This is a genomic window from Micromonospora sediminimaris, from assembly GCF_016863575.1.
GTDB lineage: Bacteria > Actinomycetota > Actinomycetes > Mycobacteriales > Micromonosporaceae > Micromonospora > Micromonospora sediminimaris.
Genome location: NZ_BOPD01000008.1, coordinates 43483 through 60055 on the forward strand (window position 1 = coordinate 43483; position 16573 = coordinate 60055).

27 protein-coding genes are annotated in these 16573 nt (G+C 68.2%); all 27 read right to left on the bottom strand.

The window, feature by feature from the left end; translation table 11 throughout:
• Nucleotides 1–174: 174 nt before the first annotated feature.
• The gene (rplO, locus tag Vse01_RS05710; RefSeq protein WP_093403624.1) at nt 175–618 is read right to left on the bottom strand and encodes a 50S ribosomal protein L15; all 444 of its coding nucleotides are present in this window, start codon (nt 616–618) and stop codon (nt 175–177) included.
• On the bottom strand, nt 618–800 hold the full coding sequence (rpmD, locus tag Vse01_RS05715; RefSeq protein ID WP_018784560.1) for a 50S ribosomal protein L30: 183 nt from the start codon (nt 798–800) through the stop codon (nt 618–620). Before rpmD ends, rplO begins: the two co-directional genes overlap by 1 nt.
• Entirely contained in the window at nt 800–1414 is a 615-nt protein-coding gene (gene rpsE, locus Vse01_RS05720) for a 30S ribosomal protein S5 (RefSeq protein ID WP_093403623.1), read from the bottom strand. The genes rpmD and rpsE overlap by 1 nt, the downstream gene beginning before the upstream one ends.
• 34 nt (nt 1415–1448) lie before the next feature.
• Nucleotides 1449–1838: a 50S ribosomal protein L18 gene (gene rplR, locus Vse01_RS05725; RefSeq protein WP_093403621.1), complete on the bottom strand. Its 390-nt coding sequence runs from the start codon at nt 1836–1838 to the stop codon at nt 1449–1451.
• The gene (gene rplF, locus Vse01_RS05730) at nt 1835–2377 is read right to left on the bottom strand and encodes a 50S ribosomal protein L6 (RefSeq protein WP_093403620.1); all 543 of its coding nucleotides are present in this window, start codon (nt 2375–2377) and stop codon (nt 1835–1837) included. Before rplF ends, rplR begins: the two co-directional genes overlap by 4 nt.
• Before the next feature lie 16 nt (nt 2378–2393).
• Complete coding sequence (gene rpsH, locus Vse01_RS05735) at nt 2394–2801, bottom strand: 30S ribosomal protein S8 (protein WP_093403619.1); 408 nt, start codon at nt 2799–2801, stop codon at nt 2394–2396.
• Nucleotides 2802–2898: 97 nt separating this feature from the next.
• Complete coding sequence (locus Vse01_RS05740) at nt 2899–3084, bottom strand: type Z 30S ribosomal protein S14 (protein WP_007073023.1); 186 nt, start codon at nt 3082–3084, stop codon at nt 2899–2901.
• A gap of 1 nt (nt 3085) precedes the next feature.
• Nucleotides 3086–3655 carry a 50S ribosomal protein L5 gene (rplE, locus tag Vse01_RS05745; RefSeq protein WP_093403618.1) on the bottom strand — a complete coding sequence of 190 codons (570 nt, stop codon included), beginning with the start codon at nt 3653–3655 and terminating at the stop codon, nt 3086–3088.
• Nucleotides 3655–3975: a 50S ribosomal protein L24 gene (gene rplX, locus Vse01_RS05750; protein ID WP_170863408.1), complete on the bottom strand. Its 321-nt coding sequence runs from the start codon at nt 3973–3975 to the stop codon at nt 3655–3657. Before rplX ends, rplE begins: the two co-directional genes overlap by 1 nt.
• Complete coding sequence (gene rplN, locus Vse01_RS05755; RefSeq protein ID WP_007073026.1) at nt 3972–4340, bottom strand: 50S ribosomal protein L14; 369 nt, start codon at nt 4338–4340, stop codon at nt 3972–3974. Before rplN ends, rplX begins: the two co-directional genes overlap by 4 nt.
• Before the next feature lie 95 nt (nt 4341–4435).
• A complete protein-coding gene (gene rpsQ, locus Vse01_RS05760; protein WP_093403616.1) occupies nt 4436–4714 on the bottom strand; it encodes a 30S ribosomal protein S17 in 279 nt (92 codons plus the stop codon).
• A complete protein-coding gene (gene rpmC / locus Vse01_RS05765) occupies nt 4711–4947 on the bottom strand; it encodes a 50S ribosomal protein L29 (protein ID WP_076466662.1) in 237 nt (78 codons plus the stop codon). The genes rpsQ and rpmC overlap by 4 nt, the downstream gene beginning before the upstream one ends.
• The gene (rplP, locus tag Vse01_RS05770; protein ID WP_007465292.1) at nt 4947–5372 is read right to left on the bottom strand and encodes a 50S ribosomal protein L16; all 426 of its coding nucleotides are present in this window, start codon (nt 5370–5372) and stop codon (nt 4947–4949) included. The genes rpmC and rplP overlap by 1 nt, the downstream gene beginning before the upstream one ends.
• A 3-nt stretch (nt 5373–5375) precedes the next feature.
• Nucleotides 5376–6242: a 30S ribosomal protein S3 gene (rpsC, locus tag Vse01_RS05775; RefSeq protein WP_093403615.1), complete on the bottom strand. Its 867-nt coding sequence runs from the start codon at nt 6240–6242 to the stop codon at nt 5376–5378.
• Nucleotides 6242–6697, bottom strand: coding sequence for a 50S ribosomal protein L22 (gene rplV / locus Vse01_RS05780; RefSeq protein WP_093403614.1), 456 nt, complete (start codon nt 6695–6697; stop codon nt 6242–6244). The genes rpsC and rplV overlap by 1 nt, the downstream gene beginning before the upstream one ends.
• Before the next feature lie 40 nt (nt 6698–6737).
• Entirely contained in the window at nt 6738–7019 is a 282-nt protein-coding gene (gene rpsS, locus Vse01_RS05785; protein WP_013735950.1) for a 30S ribosomal protein S19, read from the bottom strand.
• Nucleotides 7020–7031: 12 nt separating this feature from the next.
• Nucleotides 7032–7871, bottom strand: coding sequence for a 50S ribosomal protein L2 (gene rplB, locus Vse01_RS05790; RefSeq protein ID WP_093403613.1), 840 nt, complete (start codon nt 7869–7871; stop codon nt 7032–7034).
• A 12-nt stretch (nt 7872–7883) separates the two neighbouring features.
• Complete coding sequence (gene rplW / locus Vse01_RS05795) at nt 7884–8186, bottom strand: 50S ribosomal protein L23 (protein WP_093403611.1); 303 nt, start codon at nt 8184–8186, stop codon at nt 7884–7886.
• Nucleotides 8183–8833, bottom strand: a complete 651-nt coding sequence (gene rplD / locus Vse01_RS05800; protein ID WP_093403609.1) for a 50S ribosomal protein L4 — start codon at nt 8831–8833, stop codon at nt 8183–8185. Before rplD ends, rplW begins: the two co-directional genes overlap by 4 nt.
• Complete coding sequence (gene rplC, locus Vse01_RS05805) at nt 8830–9495, bottom strand: 50S ribosomal protein L3 (RefSeq protein WP_093403607.1); 666 nt, start codon at nt 9493–9495, stop codon at nt 8830–8832. The genes rplD and rplC overlap by 4 nt, the downstream gene beginning before the upstream one ends.
• 11 nt (nt 9496–9506) lie before the next feature.
• Entirely contained in the window at nt 9507–9815 is a 309-nt protein-coding gene (gene rpsJ / locus Vse01_RS05810) for a 30S ribosomal protein S10 (RefSeq protein WP_007073037.1), read from the bottom strand.
• Between the two features lie 349 nt (nt 9816–10164).
• Complete coding sequence (gene tuf / locus Vse01_RS05815; protein WP_093403606.1) at nt 10165–11358, bottom strand: elongation factor Tu; 1194 nt, start codon at nt 11356–11358, stop codon at nt 10165–10167.
• Between the two features lie 223 nt (nt 11359–11581).
• Nucleotides 11582–13678 (bottom strand): elongation factor G, encoded by a 2097-nt coding sequence (gene fusA, locus Vse01_RS05820; protein ID WP_093403605.1) that lies wholly within the window; start codon nt 13676–13678, stop codon nt 11582–11584.
• Between the two features lie 74 nt (nt 13679–13752).
• Nucleotides 13753–14223: a 30S ribosomal protein S7 gene (rpsG, locus tag Vse01_RS05825; RefSeq protein WP_093403604.1), complete on the bottom strand. Its 471-nt coding sequence runs from the start codon at nt 14221–14223 to the stop codon at nt 13753–13755.
• Between the two features lies 1 nt (nt 14224).
• The gene (gene rpsL, locus Vse01_RS05830; RefSeq protein WP_013735958.1) at nt 14225–14599 is read right to left on the bottom strand and encodes a 30S ribosomal protein S12; all 375 of its coding nucleotides are present in this window, start codon (nt 14597–14599) and stop codon (nt 14225–14227) included.
• A gap of 578 nt (nt 14600–15177) precedes the next feature.
• On the bottom strand, nt 15178–15549 hold the full coding sequence (locus Vse01_RS05835) for a hypothetical protein (RefSeq protein ID WP_093403603.1): 372 nt from the start codon (nt 15547–15549) through the stop codon (nt 15178–15180).
• 625 nt (nt 15550–16174) lie between these two features.
• On the bottom strand, nt 16175–16549 hold the full coding sequence (locus Vse01_RS05840) for a hypothetical protein (RefSeq protein WP_093403601.1): 375 nt from the start codon (nt 16547–16549) through the stop codon (nt 16175–16177).
• Between the last annotated feature and the right edge of the window lie 24 nt (nt 16550–16573).

The following is a 16573-nucleotide window of genomic DNA, read 5'->3' on the forward strand; positions in this document are numbered from 1 at the left end:
GGGCAAGTGCCCGATATCCATGGCTGGGAAGGGACTCTAACAGCCCGATCCCGGTCCGGGCAGATGTGCCCGGCTACATAAACCGAATCCGATGTTACCGGGCGCGAAGGCCCGTTGTAGACCATGGCGCCCGCCAGCTGGGATCAACTGGCGGGCGCCATGGGTAAAACCGCTCTACAGCTCGGTCGTCGAACCGCCGGCAGCCGTGATCTTCTCCTTGGCCGACGCGCTGAACGCGTGCGCCGACACCTGGAGCGCCACTCCGCCGAGGTCCCCGGTGCCGAGGATCTTCACCGGCTGCCCCTTGCGGACCGCGCCGGCCTCGACCAGTTCGGTCGGGCCGACCTGGCCACCGTTGGGGAACAGCTCGGCCAGGCGGTCCAGGTTCACGACCTGGAAGACCACCTTGAACTTGTTCTTGAAGCCCTTCAGCTTCGGCAGGCGCATGTGGATGGGCATCTGCCCACCCTCGAACGCCGCCGAGATGTTCTTCCGGGCCTTCGAACCCTTGGTACCGCGACCGGCGGTCTTGCCCTTGGAGCCCTCACCGCGACCCACACGGGTCTTCGCGGTCTTGGCACCCGGCGCCGGACGCAGGTGATGGACCTTGATCGTCATTACTCGACCTCCTCGACCTTCACGAGGTGGTTGACCGTGAAGATCATGCCGCGAATCTCGGGCCGGTCCTCCTTGACCACCACGTCATTGATCCGCTTGAGACCGAGCGAACGCAGCGACTCCCGCTGGTTGCGCTTGGTCCCGATCTCGGAACGGACCTGGGTGACCTTGAGCCGTGCCATCAGGACGCCACCTCCGCCCGCGAGGCCAGCATGGCCGCCGGCGCGACGTCTTCCACCGGCAGGCCCCGCCGCGCGGCAACGGCCTCCGGGGACTCCAGCCCCTTCAGCGCGGCCACGGTGGCGTGCACGATGTTGATCGGGTTCGACGAGCCGAGGCTCTTGGAGAGCACGTCGTGGATGCCCGCGCACTCCAGCACGGCACGGACCGGGCCACCCGCGATGACACCCGTACCGGCGGAGGCCGGCTTGAGCAGCACCACCCCGGCGGCGTCCTCGCCCGTGACCGGGTGCGGGATCGAGGAACCGATCCGCGGCACCTTGAAGAAGTGCTTCTTGGCCTCCTCGACGCCCTTGGCGATCGCCGCGGGCACCTCCTTGGCCTTTCCGTAGCCCACGCCCACGGTGCCGTCGCCGTCGCCCACGATCACCAGGGCGGTGAAGCTGAAGCGACGACCACCCTTCACGACCTTGGCGACGCGGTTGATCGCGACGACCCGCTCGAGGTGCGGGGTCTTCTCGGCGGGCGCGTTTCCGCGGCCGCCCTCACGGCGGTTGTCGCGGCGACCACCCTCGTTGCCACCGGACCCGCCGCCACGGCGCTGTTGACCTGGCATCAGCAGCCTTCCTTCTCTCTCGTGACGGGGATTGTCAGAACTCGAGCCCGGCTTCGCGGGCGGCGTCGGCGAGCGCGGCGACCCGCCCCGCGTACCGGTTGCCGCCGCGGTCGAAGACGACCTTGGAGATGCCAGCGGCCTTGGCCCGCTCGGCCAGCAGGGTGCCGACCTTGCCAGCCAGGGCGCTCTTGTCGCCCTCCGTACCGCGCACCGAGGCGTCCAGGGTCGAGGCCGACGCCAAGGTGTGACCCTTGGTGTCGTCCACGATCTGGGCGACGATGTGCCGCAGCGAACGGGTGACCACCAGGCGGGGACGCGCGGCGGTGCCGCTGACGTTCTTGCGCACTCGGAAGTGCCGCCGCGCCCGCCCGACGGCACGCTTGGCGGCGACGCCGCGGCGGCGCTTGAGCAGCGTGGCGCTCACTTCTTACCTGCCTTTCCGGCCTTGCGTCGGATGACTTCGCCCTGGTACTTCACGCCCTTGCCCTTGTAGGGCTCCGGCGGGCGAATCTTCCGGATGTTGGCGGCGACCTCACCGACGAGTTGCTTGTCGATGCCGGCCACGTGGAACAGCGTCGGGCGCTCCACCGTGAAGGTGATGCCCTCGGGCGCCTGCACCTGCACCGGGTGCGAGAACCCGAGCGCGAACTCCAGGTCCTTGCCCTTGGCGGTGACCCGGTAACCCGTGCCGGCGATCTCCAGGCTCTTACGGTAGCCCTCGGTGACCCCGACGATCATGTTGGCGACCAGGGTACGGCTCAGGCCGTGCAGTTCCTTGGCCTTGCGCTCGTCGTTCGGGCGGTTGACGCTCAGTTGCCCGTCCTCGGCCCGCTCGATGGTGATCGGCTCGGCCAGGGTGTGCGACAGCTCGCCCTTGGGGCCCTTGACCTTGACGGTCCGGCCGTCGATCGTCACGTCGACTCCGGATGGCACCGGGATCGACTTACGTCCAATACGCGACATTTCTACCTGTCTCCCGTTACCAGACGAAGGCGAGGACTTCCCCGCCAACGCTCCGCTTGCGGGCCTGCCGGTCGGTGAGCAGTCCCTGGGACGTCGAAATGATCGCCACGCCCAGCCCACCGAGCACCCGGGGGAGCCCGTCCGACTTGGCGTACACCCGCAGACCGGGCTTGGAGACGCGCTTGATACCGGCCAGGCTCCGCTCCCGGTTCTGGCCGTACTTCAGCTCGACGACCAGTCGCTTGCCGACGGCACCCTCCTCGGGCTCCTCGACTGCCCAGGTGGCGATGTAGCCCTCGGACTTGAGGACCTCGGCGATGTTCGCCTTGATCTTCGAGTACGGCATCGTCACCCGGTCGTGGTACGCCTGGTTGGCGTTACGCAGACGCGTGAGCATGTCTGCGATCGGGTCGGTCATCGTCATGAAAACTCGTCAACCTTTCTCGCCGGGGTTCCCGCGACACGTCGCAGGCCTACGGCGAAGAGACAGTCCAGCTGACGCGCCGGAGCGCGCCGGGCTATTACCAGGAAGCCTTGGACACGCCGGGCAGCTCACCGCGGTGGGCCATCTCCCGGATACACACCCGGCAGAGCCCGAACTTGCGGTAGACCGCCTTGGGACGCCCGCACCGCTGGCAGCGGGTGTACGCGCGAACCGAGAACTTCGGCTTCGCGGCCGCCTTGAGGATCAGCGCCTTCTTGGCCATCTCAGTTCTCCTTGAACGGGAAGCCCAGGAGCTTCAGCAGCGCCCGGCCCTCGTCGTCGGTCGTGGCGGTCGTAACCACCGTGATGTCCATGCCCCGCTGGCGATCGATCTTGTCCTGGTCGATCTCGTGGAACACCGACTGCTCGGTCAGACCGAACGTGTAGTTGCCGTGCCCGTCGAGCTTGCGCCCGTCGAGGCCGCGGAAGTCACGGATACGCGGCAGCGCGATGGACAGCAGCCGGTCCAGGAACTCCCACATCCGGTCGCCGCGCAGGGTCACCTTCGCGCCGATCGGCATGCCTTCCCGCAGCTTGAACTGCGCGATGGACTTCGTCGCCCGCCGGACCTGCGGCTTCTGACCGGTGATGGTGGCCAGGTCGCGGACCGCACCGTCGATGAGCTTGGCGTCCCGGGCGGCCTCGCCCACACCCATGTTCACGACGATCTTGACCAGCCGCGGCACCTGCATCGGGTTGCCGTACTCGTACTGCTCGCGCAGCTGGGCGATGATCTCGTTGCGGTACCGCTCCTTGAGGCGCGGCATCGTCTTGGTTTCGGTAGCCGTGGTCATCACAGGTCCTTACCGGTGCTACGCGCGATGCGAACCTTCTGGCCGTTCTCGTCGATCCGGTAACCGACGCGGGTCGGCTTGCCGTCGGAGTCCACGACCATCACGTTCGAAACGTGGATCGGGGCCTCCTGGGTGACGATGCCACCGGTCTTGGCGCCACGCTGGGTGGTGCTGATGCGAGTGTGCTTCTTGATCCGGTTCACGCCCTCGACCAGGACCTTGTCCTGCCGCGGGTAGGCCGCGATGACCTTACCCTTGGCACCCTTGTCCTTGCCGGCGATGACGACGACCGTGTCGCCCTTCTTGACCTTCACGGTCACAACACCTCCGGCGCGAGAGAGATGATCTTCATGAACCGCTTGTCCCGCAGCTCACGGCCGACCGGGCCGAAGATACGGGTACCGCGCGGGTCCCCGCCGTCCTTGATGATGACGGCGGCGTTCTCGTCGAAGCGGATGTACGAACCGTCCGGCCGCCGCTTCTCCTTGGCGGTGCGGACGACGACGGCCTTGACCACGTCGCCCTTCTTCACACCGGCACCCGGGATCGCGTCCTTGACGGTGGCCACGATGACGTCGCCGATGCTCGCGTAGCGCCGACCGGAGCCACCGAGAACCCGGATGCACAGGATCTCCCGGGCACCCGTGTTGTCGGCGACGCGCAGTCGCGACTCCTGCTGAATCACGTCTATCTCCTATGTCTGCCGGTTCTCCGGCCGCCGGGGCGGCCGGAGCCTGGCGGAACCTGCGCCCGACCGTCTGGGCCGAGCTCGAGCCTTCGCTACTTGGCCTTCTCGAGGATCTCCACGAGCCGCCACCGCTTGGTGGCGGAGAGCGGCCGGGTCTCCATGATCAGGACACGGTCGCCGATGCCGGCCGAGTTCTGCTCGTCGTGGACCTTGAGCTTGCTGGTCCGGCGCATGATCTTGCCGTACAGCGCGTGCTTGACCCGGTCCTCGACCTCGACCACGACGGTCTTTTCCATCTTGTCGCTGACCACGAGGCCCTCGCGGACCTTACGGCGGCCCCGCGGCTTGGTGGGGGTCGTGTTCTCGCTCATCCTGCAGTCACCTCAGTCGGCGCGGCCGAGAGCCCCAGCTCACGCTCACGCATGATCGTGTAGATCCGGGCAATCTCCCGACGGATGACCTGCAGCCGCCGGTTGTTGTCCAGCTGCCCGGTTGCGGCCTGCACGCGGAGGTTGAACAGCTCCGCCTTGGCCTCGCGCAGCTTCGTGACCAGCTCCTCCTCGGAGAGCTCACGCAGCTCGGAGGCCTTAACGCCCGCTGCCATCAGGATTCACCCACTTCGCGCGTAACAATGCGGCACTTCATCGGGAGCTTGTGGATCGCGCGACGCATCGCCTCTCGCGCGATCTGCTCGTTCGGGAAGGACATCTCGAAGAGAACCCGCCCGGGCTTGACGTTCGCGACCCACCACTCGGGCGAGCCCTTACCGGAACCCATCCGGGTTTCCGCCGGCTTCTTGGTGAGGGCCTGGTCCGGGAAGATGGTGATCCAGACCTTGCCGCCACGCTTGATGTGGCGGGTCATCGCGATACGCGCCGACTCGATCTGCCGGTTGGTCACGTACGCCGGTTCCAGAGCCTGGATCCCGAACTCGCCGAACACCACCCGGTTGCCGCCCTTGGACGCGCCGCTGCGGTCCGGGTGGTGCGGCTTGCGGAAGCCCTTCGGGGGCTTGCGCGGCATCAGCATCTGTCAGCCCTCCTGCTGCGTTTCTGCCGGAGCCGAAGCCGCAGCCGCGACAGCAGCGCTGTCGACCGGCTCGCCACTCGGCGTCTCGGCCTGCTGCGCGACGGTCGTCGCGGCAGCCCGGCCGGCCTCGGTGCCACCGGAGGTCGTGCCGGACGAACCCGACCGACCACGGCGCGGCCGCTCGGGCCGGTCACCGCGCTCCCGGCGCGGGCGCGACGGTGCCTCGGCCGGAGTCTCCCGACCCGGCACCGCGTCGCCCTTGTAGATCCAGACCTTCACGCCGATGCGGCCGAAGGTGGTACGGGCCTCGAAGAAGCCGTACTCGATGTTGGCCCGCAGCGTGTGCAGCGGAACCCGACCCTCGCGGTAGAACTCCGTGCGGCTCATCTCGGCGCCGCCGAGGCGACCCGAGACCTGCACCCGGATGCCCTTGCACATCGGGTTCTTCATCGCCGACTGCATCGCCTTGCGCATCGCGCGACGGAAGCTGACCCGGCTGGAGAGCTGCTCGGCCACGCCCTGGGCGACCAGCTGCGCGTCCGACTCGGGGTTCTTCACCTCGATGATGTTCAGCTGCACCTGCTTGCCGGTGAGCTTCTCCAACTCGCCGCGGATCCGGTCGGCCTCGGCACCCTTACGGCCGATGACGATGCCCGGCCGGGCGGTGTGGATGTCGACGCGGACCCGGTCGCGGGTGCGCTCGATGTCGACCTTGGAGATGCCGGCGCGCTCCAGCCCCTTGGACATCATCCGGCGGATCTTGACATCCTCGCCGATGTAGTCCTTGTAGAGCTTGTCCGCGAACCAGCGGGACTTCCAGTCGGTCGAGATGCCGAGCCGGAACCCGTGCGGGTGAACCTTCTGACCCATTACTCGGCGCCCTCCGTGTTGCTCTGCGTCTCGGCCGGCGCGGTCTGCTTCGCCGGAGCCGCCTTGTTCGCCGACTTCCTCGGCGCGGCCGGCGCGACCGCCTCGACCGCCACGGTGATGTGGCAGGTGCGCTTACGGATCCGGTACGCCCGGCCCTGCGCCCGTGGCTGGAACCGCTTCATCGTCGGGCCCTCGTCCACGAACGCCTCGCTGACGAGCAGCGCGTCGGGGTCCAGCCGCTCGTTGTTCTCCGCGTTGGCGATCGCGCTCGCGAGCACCTTGTACACCTGCTCGCTCGCAGCCTGCGGCGCGAACTGCAGCACCGTGAGCGCCTCCTTCGCGGGCAGGCCGCGGACGAGGTTGACCACCCGGCGCGCCTTCATCGGCGAGATGCGCACGTGCCGCGCAACCGCCCGCGCGCCCGGAAGCACCGGAGCGTCGCCCTTTCCTGGCATCGCTGTAACCCCTTGATCCTCTATCCGTATGCCCGCGGCGTCAGCGCCGGCGGCTCTTCCGGTCGTCCTTTTCGTGACCCTTGAACGTGCGGGTCAGCGCGAACTCGCCGAGCTTGTGCCCGACCATCGCCTCGGTCACGAACACCGGGACGTGCTTACGTCCGTCGTGCACGGCGATCGTGTGCCCGAGCATCTCCGGGATGATCGTCGAGCGGCGCGACCAGGTCTTGATGACGTTCTTCGAGCCCTTCTCGTTCTGCGTCTCCACCTTCTTGAGCAGGTGGTCGTCGATGAACGGGCCCTTCTTCAGGCTGCGAGGCATGTCTTATCTCCCTCAGCCGCGCTTACGCGTGGCGTAGCGACGGCGGACGATCAGCCGGTCACTCGGCTGGCCCTTACGACGGGTGCGGCCCTCGGGCTTACCCTGCGGGTTGACCGGGTGGCGACCACCGGAGGTCTTGCCCTCACCACCACCGTGCGGGTGGTCGACCGGGTTCATGGCGACACCACGGACGGTCGGGCGCTTGCCCTTCCACCGCATCCGGCCGGCCTTACCCCAGTTGATGTTCGACTGGTCGGCGTTGCCGATCTCACCGACGCTGGCGCGGCAGCGCACGTCCACCCGCCGGATCTCGCCGGACGGCATACGCAGGGTCGCGTACGCGCCCTCCCGGCCGAGCAGCTGGATGCCGACGCCGGCCGAGCGAGCCAGCTTGGCGCCACCGCCCGGACGCAGCTCCACGTTGTGGATCGTGGTACCGACCGGGATGTTGCGCAGCGGCAGGTTGTTGCCCGGCTTGATGTCGGCGCTCGGGCCCGACTCCACCGTGTCGCCCTGCTTCAGGTCCTTCGGCGCGATGATGTACCGCTTCTCGCCGTCGGCGTAGTGCAGCAGCGCGATCCGCGCCGTGCGGTTCGGGTCGTACTCGATGTGCGCGACCTTGGCCGGCACGCCGTCCTTGTCGACCCGCTTGAAGTCGATCAGCCGGTACTGCCGCTTGTGGCCGCCACCCTGGTGACGAGCGGTGATCCGGCCGTGCACGTTCCGGCCGCCCTTCTTGGGCAGCGGGACCAGCAGCGACTTCTCGGGAGTCGACCGGGTGATCTCGGCGAAGTCGGCGACGCTGGAGCCACGCCGGCCCGGCGTCGTCGGCTTGTACTTACGGATAGCCATTGTCTACACCCCTCAGCTGACCGGGCCGCCGAAGGCCTCGATGCGGTCGCCCTCAGCCAGCTTCACCATCGCCCGCTTGGTGTCCTTGCGCTTACCGAACCCGGTACGGGTCCGCTTGCGCTTGCCCTCGCGGTTGAGCGTGTTGACCGTCAGGACACGGACGTTGAAGATCTGCTCGATAGCGATCTTGATCGCCGTCTTGTTCGCGTCCGGGTGCACCAGGAAGGTGTACCAGTTGCGGTTCAGCTCGCTGTAGCTCTTCTCCGAGACGACCGGCGCGACGATGATGTCGCGCGGATCGGCGATCGTGCTCACTTGCCACCCTCCTCGGTGGTCTCGGCCGGCACGCCCAGGAACTCGTCCAGGGCCTCCTTGGTGAAGACCACATCGTCGGCCACCAGCACGTCGTACGTGTTGAGCTGGCCGGCCTCGATCAGGTGCACCCGCGGCTCGTTGCGCAGCGACACCCAGTTCAGCTCGTCGGTGCTGCTCAGCACGACCAGCACCCGCCGGGCGGTGGTCAGCTTGGCGAGCGCGGTCAGGGCCGCCTTGGTCGACGGCTTCTCGCCCGAGACGAACGCCTCGACGACGTGCACCTGCCCGGCACGCGCCCGGTCCGACAGGGCACCACGCAGCGCGGCGGCCTTCATCTTCTTCGGGGTGCGCTGGCTGTAGTCGCGCGGCACCGGGCCGTGGACCACGCCACCGCCGGCGAACTGCGGTGCGCGGATCGAGCCCTGCCGGGCACGACCGGTGCCCTTCTGCTTGTACGGCTTCTTGCCGCCGCCGGCAACCTCGCCCCGGGTCTTGGTCTTGTGGGTGCCCTGCCGAGCGGCAGCCAGCTGCGCCACGACGACCTGGTGCATCAGCGCGATGTTGGCCTGCGCGTCGAAGATGTCGGCGGGCAGCTCGACCGAGCCGGTCTTGGTGCCCTCGGAGTTGAGGACGTCAACGGTGGTCACTTGCCCACACCGCCCTTCTTCGCCTTGGCCTTGGCCGCGGTACGGACCAGTACCAGCGCGCCCTTGGGGCCGGGGATGGCGCCACGGACGAGCAGGAGATTGTTCTCGGTGTCGACCGCCTGGACGGTCAGGTTCTGCACGGTGTAGCGCACGCCGCCCATGCGGCCGGCCATCCGGGTGCCCTTGAAGACGCGACCCGGGGTGGCGCAGGCGCCGATCGAGCCCGGCGAGCGGTGCTTGCGCTCGACACCGTGGCTGGCGCGCAGACCGTGGAAGCCGTGCCGCTTCATCGGGCCGGCGTAGCCCTTGCCCTTGGTCTTGCCGGTCACGTCGATCGAGACACCGGCCGGGAACTCCTCGACCGTGACTTCCTGGCCGAGCGAGTAGTCCGCGGCGTCGCTGGTGCGCAGCTCGACGATGTGCCGGCGCGGCGCCACGTCAGCCTTGGCGTAGTGCCCACGCAGCGGCTTCTTCGCCTTCCGCGGGTCGATCGTCCCGTACGCCAGCTGGACCGCGGAGTAACCGTCCTTGTCGGCGTCACGAACCTGGGTGATGACGCAGGGGCCGGCCTGAACCACGGTCACCGGGACAACACGGTTGTTGTCCCAGACCTGGGTCATGCCGAGCTTCGCGCCCAGGATCCCCTTTACTTGCCTGTCCATGTGTCCGGTCCCTACAGCTTGATCTCGATGTCGACGCCAGCCGGCAGGTCGAGGCGCATGAGCGAGTCGACCGTCTTCGGGGTCGGGTCGATGATGTCGATCAGTCGCTTGTGCGTACGCATCTCGAAGTGCTCGCGCGAGTCCTTGTACTTGTGCGGCGAGCGGATGACGCAGAAACGGTTGATCTCCGTGGGCAGCGGCACCGGGCCCGCGACCTGCGCCCCGGTACGCGTCACCGTCTCGACGATCTTCCGAGCCGAGGAGTCGACGACCTCGTGGTCATAGGCCTTGAGCCGGATGCGGATCTTCTGTCCCGCCATGGTGGCTTCTGTTCCTTCTCTCGATGCCGCTGTGTTGCGGGTGTCTGTGCCGGCTGGCACAGACCCTCTTCGCCCACCCCCGCGGTCGGGCGTGTCGCGCCCTGGGGCCAGGCTCCGCCCCGGGATACCGGAGCGATCCTGACCGCGGTGGGTCCAAGCGCCGATCGCACTGAGGCGACCTGAACGCCGCGCGAGGGTGGTTGACGGACGGGCCGCCAACCACCCCACGCCCGACTGCTCTGCCTACCCGGAGGTTCAGCGGAAGCCGAACACGGGCGGCGAACTGTCGTTACGCAACCTGACTAGTATGCCGCACGACCGGCGGCGGGTCTAATCGGGGTTACCCAGCTCACTTGATGATCTTGGTGACGCGACCAGCGCCGACCGTACGGCCACCCTCCCGGATCGCGAACTTGAGGTTTTCCTCCATCGCGATGGGCTGGATCAGCTTCACGGTCATCGTGGTGTTGTCGCCCGGCATGACCATCTCGGTGCCCTCGGGGAGGGTGACGACACCGGTGACGTCCGTGGTCCGGAAGTAGAACTGCGGACGGTAGTTCTGGAAGAACGGGGTGTGCCGGCCGCCCTCCTCCTTGGAGAGGATGTAGACCGTCGCCTCGAACTCCGTGTGCGGGGTCGTGGTGCCCGGCTTGACGACCACCATGCCGCGCTCGACGTCCTCGCGCTTGATGCCGCGCAGCAGCAGACCGACGTTCTCACCCGCACGGGCCTCGTCGAGCAGCTTGCGGAACATCTCGATGCCGGTGCAGACCGTCTTCTGCGACTTCTCGCGGATACCGACGATCTCCACCTCCTCGTTCGGCTTGAGGATGCCGCGCTCGGCGCGACCGGTGACGACGGTGCCACGACCGGTGATCGTGAAGACGTCCTCGATCGGCATCAGGAACGGCTTCTCGGTCTCGCGCTCCGGCTGCGGGATCGCGGTGTCGACGGCGTTCATCAGGTCCATCAGCTTCCCGGTCCACTCCGGGTCGCCCTCCAGGGCCTTCAGCGCCGAGACGCGCACGACCGGCAGGTCGTCGCCCGGGTACTCCTGCGACGAGAGCAGCTCGCGGACCTCAAGCTCGACGAGCTCCAGCAGCTCCTCGTCGTCGACCATGTCGCTCTTGTTCAGCGCCACGACGATGTACGGCACGCCAACCTGGCGGGCCAGCAGCACGTGCTCGCGGGTCTGCGGCATCGGGCCGTCGGTCGCCGCGACCACCAGGATCGCGCCGTCCATCTGGGCGGCACCGGTGATCATGTTCTTGATGTAGTCGGCGTGACCGGGGCAGTCGACGTGCGCGTAGTGCCGCGCCTCGGTCTGGTACTCGACGTGTGCGATCGAGATCGTGATGCCGCGGGCCTTCTCCTCCGGCGCCTTGTCGATCTCGTCGAACGGCGTGTACGGGTTCAGGTCCGGGAACTGGTCGTGCAGGACCTTGGTGATGGCCGCCGTCAGCGTCGTCTTACCGTGGTCGATGTGACCAATGGTGCCGATGTTGACGTGCGGCTTAGTCCGCTCGAACTTCGCCTTCGCCACTGGTGTCCTCCTGTGGACTTCTTGGTTCGTTCGCCCCGGCGCGCCAGGAGCGGCGCTTAGGACTCTGTCGACAGCCTTTCCGGCCTGACGGCCGGAGAGCTTTGTGGGTTCTGCGGCGATGAAGCCTACAGGCCCGGAATTCACACAATCCGACCGAGGTGGTCGCGGTCGGGGAATTCCTTCCGCGACCACCGTCGGATCATCCGATCACGTCAGGTGAGCGTCACTCACCCGTCGCCTTGGCGATGATCTCCTTCGCCACGGAGGCCGGAACCTCCGCGTAGGAGTCGAACTGCATGCTGTAGCTAGCCCGGCCCTGGGTCTTCGACCGCAGGTCGCCGACGTAGCCGAACATCTCCGACAACGGCACCAGGGCGCGGACGACACGGGCGCCGCTGCGCTCCTCCATCGCCTGGATGATGCCGCGTCGGGAGTTGAGGTCGCCGATGACGTCACCCATGTTCTCTTCGGGAGTGGTGACCTCAACAGCCATCATCGGCTCGAGCAACGCGGGATCGGCCTTGCGGGCCGCGTCCTTCATCACCATCGAACCGGCGATCTTGAATGCCATTTCCGACGAGTCGACCTCGTGGTACTGGCCGTCCAGCAGCGTCAGCTTGACCCCGACCAGCGGGAAGCCGGCGAGGACGCCGTACTGCATGGCATCCTGCGCGCCCGCGTCCACCGAGGGGATGAACTCCCGGGGGATGCGGCCACCGGTGACGGCGTTGGCGAACTCGTAGGTCGGCGCGTCGTTGCCCAGCGGCAGCGGCTCCAGGCTGACGATCACCCGGGCGTACTGGCCGGAACCACCGGTCTGCTTCTTGTGGGTGTACTCGATCTTCTCCACCGTGCGGCGGATGGTCTCGCGGTACGCCACCTGAGGCTTACCGATGTTCGCCTCGACGTTGAACTCGCGGCGCATCCGGTCGACCAGGATGTCCAGGTGCAGCTCGCCCATGCCGGAGATGACCGTCTGGCCGGTCTGGTCGTCCAGCTTGACGCGGAAGGTCGGGTCCTCCTCGGCCAGCCGCTGGATGGCGGTGCTGAGCTTCTCCTGGTCCGCCTTGGTCTTCGGCTCGATGGCCACCTCGATGACCGGCTCCGGGAAGGTCATCGACTCCAGGATGACCGGGTTCGCCGGGTCGCACAGGGTGTCACCGGTGGTGGTCTGCTTCAGACCCTGCACCGCGATGATGTCGCCAGCCTTGGCGGAGCTGCGCTCCTCCCGCTTGTTGGCGTGCATCTGGTAGATCTTGCCGACCCGCTCCTTGCGGTCCTTGGTGGAGTTGACCACCTGGGACCCGGACTCGACCACGCCGGAGTAGACCCGGACGTAGGTCAGCTTGCCGAGGTGCTTGTCGGTCTGGATCTTGAATGCGAGGCCGGAGAAGGGCTCCGAGGTGGAGGGCTTACGCTGCATCGGCGTCTCGCCGTCGGTGGCCGTGCCCTCGATCGCCGGGATGTCCAGCGGCGACGGCAGGTAGTCGATGACGGCGTCGAGCATGGGCTGTACGCCCTTGTTCTTGAACGCGGAGCCGCAGAGCACCGGGTTGGCCTTGCTGGCGATGGTGGCCCGCCGGATGGCGGCCTTGATCTCCTCGACGGAGATCTCCTCGCCCTCTAGGTACTTCTCCATCACCGAGTCGTCGACGTCGGCCAGGGTCTCCATCAGCTTCTCGCGCCACTCGGCCGCGGAGTCGGCCAGGTCGGCCGGGATCTCCTCGATCGCGTAGTCCTCACCCTTCTGGGTCTCCCCGCGCCAGGTGAGGGCGCGCATCTCGACCAGGTCGACGACGCCGATGTGGTTGCCCTCAAGCCCGATCGGGATCTGGAGCACCAGCGGAGTGGCGTTCAGCCGGTCGATCATCATCTGCACGCAGCGGAAGAAGTCGGCACCGGTCCGGTCGAGCTTGTTGACGAAGCACATCCGCGGGACGTTGTACTTGTCCGCCTGACGCCAGACGTTCTCCGTCTGCGGCTCCACGCCGGCCACGCCGTCGTAGACCGCGACAGCACCGTCCAGGACCCGCAACGACCGCTCCACCTCGACCGTGAAGTCGACGTGGCCGGGCGTGTCGATGATCTGGATCGTGTGGCCCTTCCACTCGCACTTCGTGGCGGCGGAAGTGATGGTGATACCGCGCTCCTGCTCCTGCTCCATCCAGTCCATGACGGCAGCGCCCTCGTGGACCTCACCGATCTTGTACGTGATACCGGTGTAGAACAGGATTCGCTCGGTGGTAGTGGTCTTACCGGCATCGATGTGCGCCATGATGCCGATGTTGCGTACGTTGGCGAGCGCGTCTGCGGCGGCCACTTCAATCCCTACTTATCGTCGTCTCGACACAACTGGTGGCGGTCCCGGCACCGGATGGCGCCGGGACCAGGGTGTTACCAGCGGTAGTGCGCGAAGGCCTTGTTGGACTCGGCCATCTTGTGCGTGTCCTCGCGCCGCTTGACGGCGGCACCGAGGCCGTTGCTCGCGTCCAGCAGCTCGTTCATCAGCCGCTCGATCATCGTCTTCTCACGCCGAGCGCGGGCGTAGGTCACCAGCCAGCGCAGGCCCAGCGTGGTGGCCCGGGCCGGCCGGACCTCGACCGGCACCTGGTAGGTCGCGCCACCGACACGGCGGCTGCGCACCTCAAGGGTCGGCTTGACGTTGTCCATGGCGCGCTTGAGGGTGACGACCGGGTCGGTCCCGGACTTCTCCCGGCAGCCCTCCAGGGCGGCGTAGACCACGCGCTCGGCGAGCTGACGCTTGCCGCGCAGCAGGATCTTGTTCACCAGCTGCGTGACCAGCGGCGAGTTGTACACCGGGTCAGCGACCAGCGGTCGCCGCGGAGCAGGTCCCTTACGCGGCATGTCAGCTCTTCTCCTTCTTCGCGCCGTAACGGCTGCGCGCCTGCTTGCGGTTACGGACACCCTGGGTGTCCAGCGAACCGCGAACGATCTTGTAACGCACACCGGGGAGGTCCTTCACCCGGCCACCACGCACGAGCACGATCGAGTGCTCCTGCAGGTTGTGCCCGACACCGGGGATGTAGGCGGTCACCTCGACCTGGCTGCTGAGCTTGACACGAGCGACCTTGCGCAGCGCCGAGTTCGGCTTCTTCGGGGTGGTGGTGTACACCCGGGTGCACACTCCCCGCCGCTGCGGAGATCCCTTGAGCGCCGGGGTCTTGGTCTTGGTCGTCTTCGCCTGACGGCCCTTTCGGACCAACTGCTGAATGGTGGGCACCGGGTTTCTCCGCTCCCTTCGGCCGCTGCTCGCGACCGCGCCGTCTGCCGTAGCCGATCTCGTGATCGGCTCTCCTACATTCCGGCCAGGGCCACCTCGCGGAGGTCCCGGCACCCGCGGTCGGGCGTGTCGCCAAACTCACGGTTCCCGTCCGGCGCTTGCGCGCAGACCCGGGGTTTGTCACCGGCACACGGATCGCCGCAGGCCGGATCTTCTGGCTCCAATCGTGGTGCCGTCCGGATATCGGATAACCGGCTCCAGCGCACGCACGAGTTGCCCGGGCAGGCCCGGGCACAAGGGGAAAGAGTACCTACCACAGCCGCGCAGGTCAAAACGGAAAGACCTGCCGGACGCCGCACCGCTTGCCGGCTGGTCTCTGTCGCACCGCCCGCCCGTGATGGGCACCTACGGACACAAGTGTACCGGCTCTACCGGAAACCGGCCCGCGAGCCCCCAGCTGACCGCAGCCCGGCCAGCGATCGGCCGAGATGTCGGCAGAGGCTCGCCCGAACCAGCCAGGGACACGGCGGCGCCCCGACCCGGGGCGGAGTCTCTCGGGAGGCGATGGCCAGGCGGTTCTAAGCCAGTGCCAGCAGCACCGCCAGCCCCACGCCTATCAGGCAGAGCAGCAGGCCGGTCCCACCGCAGCTGATTCCCGCGATGGCCAGGCCCCGCCCGGTGAAGCGGACCGCCGGCGGAGGCGCCGGGCGGCGGATCTGCCGCAGGCCGAGCAGGCCGGCCACGACGGCGCCCACCCCGGTGAGGCCACCGAGGGCGGCGAAAGCACCCGCCGCCCAGGCTCCGTTCGCCCCTCCCCCGATGGCGCCCACGCAGATGACCAGAATCGAGACCAGAATCGAGGTGATACCGGCCACCAGCGAGCCGACCGCCAGGCCGGAGGCGACCGGGGGCACGTCGAGGTGCACCACCGCGAACGGCGTACCGGGCACCGGCTCGACCCGCTTCGGCGGTCGGGGAGGATCCTGCGGCGGCGGTGGCTGTCCCCAGCCTGAGCCGCCGGTGGGCCCACCCGGTGCCGGCGGCGACCCCGGCACCGCCCCGAAGGCGGATGGACCGCCCGCCGAGGGCCCGAAGGCCGCCGGAGCGAGCGGTGCCGAGCCAGGCGGCGGCCCCCAGGTCGGCGAGCCGGGCGGCGGCCCCCAAGCCGGGGAGCCGGGCGGTCCGAAAGGAGAGCCTGCGGCCGGCGAGCCGGGCGGCGGGCCAAAGGGCGAGTTCGCGGGCGGCGGGCCGAAAGGGGCAGCGGCGGGCGGTGGGCCCGGGACTGGCGGGCCGGACGGCGGACCGGCGGGCGTCGCGGTAGGTGTCGGCGGGGAGGTCGGCGGGACGGCCTGTTCCGGTTCGGACCGATCGCTTCCAGGCCGGGCCCATCCCGTCTGGTCGGCATCGGGGCGCCCGACGATGGGCTGAGCGGCTTCGCCGCCCTCGGGGCGCGCCGGTTCCGTCACGGGATCCTCCTTGTCGGGCAGCGTCCACGCACCACGCGACGGACACCGGTCAGGCTACCGTCGGCAGTCAGCCCCTCGGTGCCGGGCGCGAGGACGCACCGGGCGCCGATCAGTCGACTTCAGGCGCGAAGTCCTGCCCGTAGGGCGACTCGGCGAGCCGGACCACCCCGATCACCAGCGCCACCACCAGGCTGACCGCGACCAGCACCAGGCCCGTCCAGGCCAGCCGCTCGCCACGACGCAGCCAGGCCGCACCGGTCAGGAAACCCGCCGAGGCGTACGCCTCCCGACGCGCCTGCCGGGCCAGGTGCAGGGCCACCGTGGCCGGTACCACGCCACCGATCAGCAGTCCCGTCAGTGCGGCCATCAGGCCGAGGGCGAAGACCGCCCGAGCCTTGGTCGCCCGGACCGGATCCGGGTCGAGCGGATGCCGGGGCGGCTCCGGTGGAGGTGCAACCGGCATGGGTCCGGCGGCGGTCGTCATGTCTCCATCATGCCCGGGCGATCC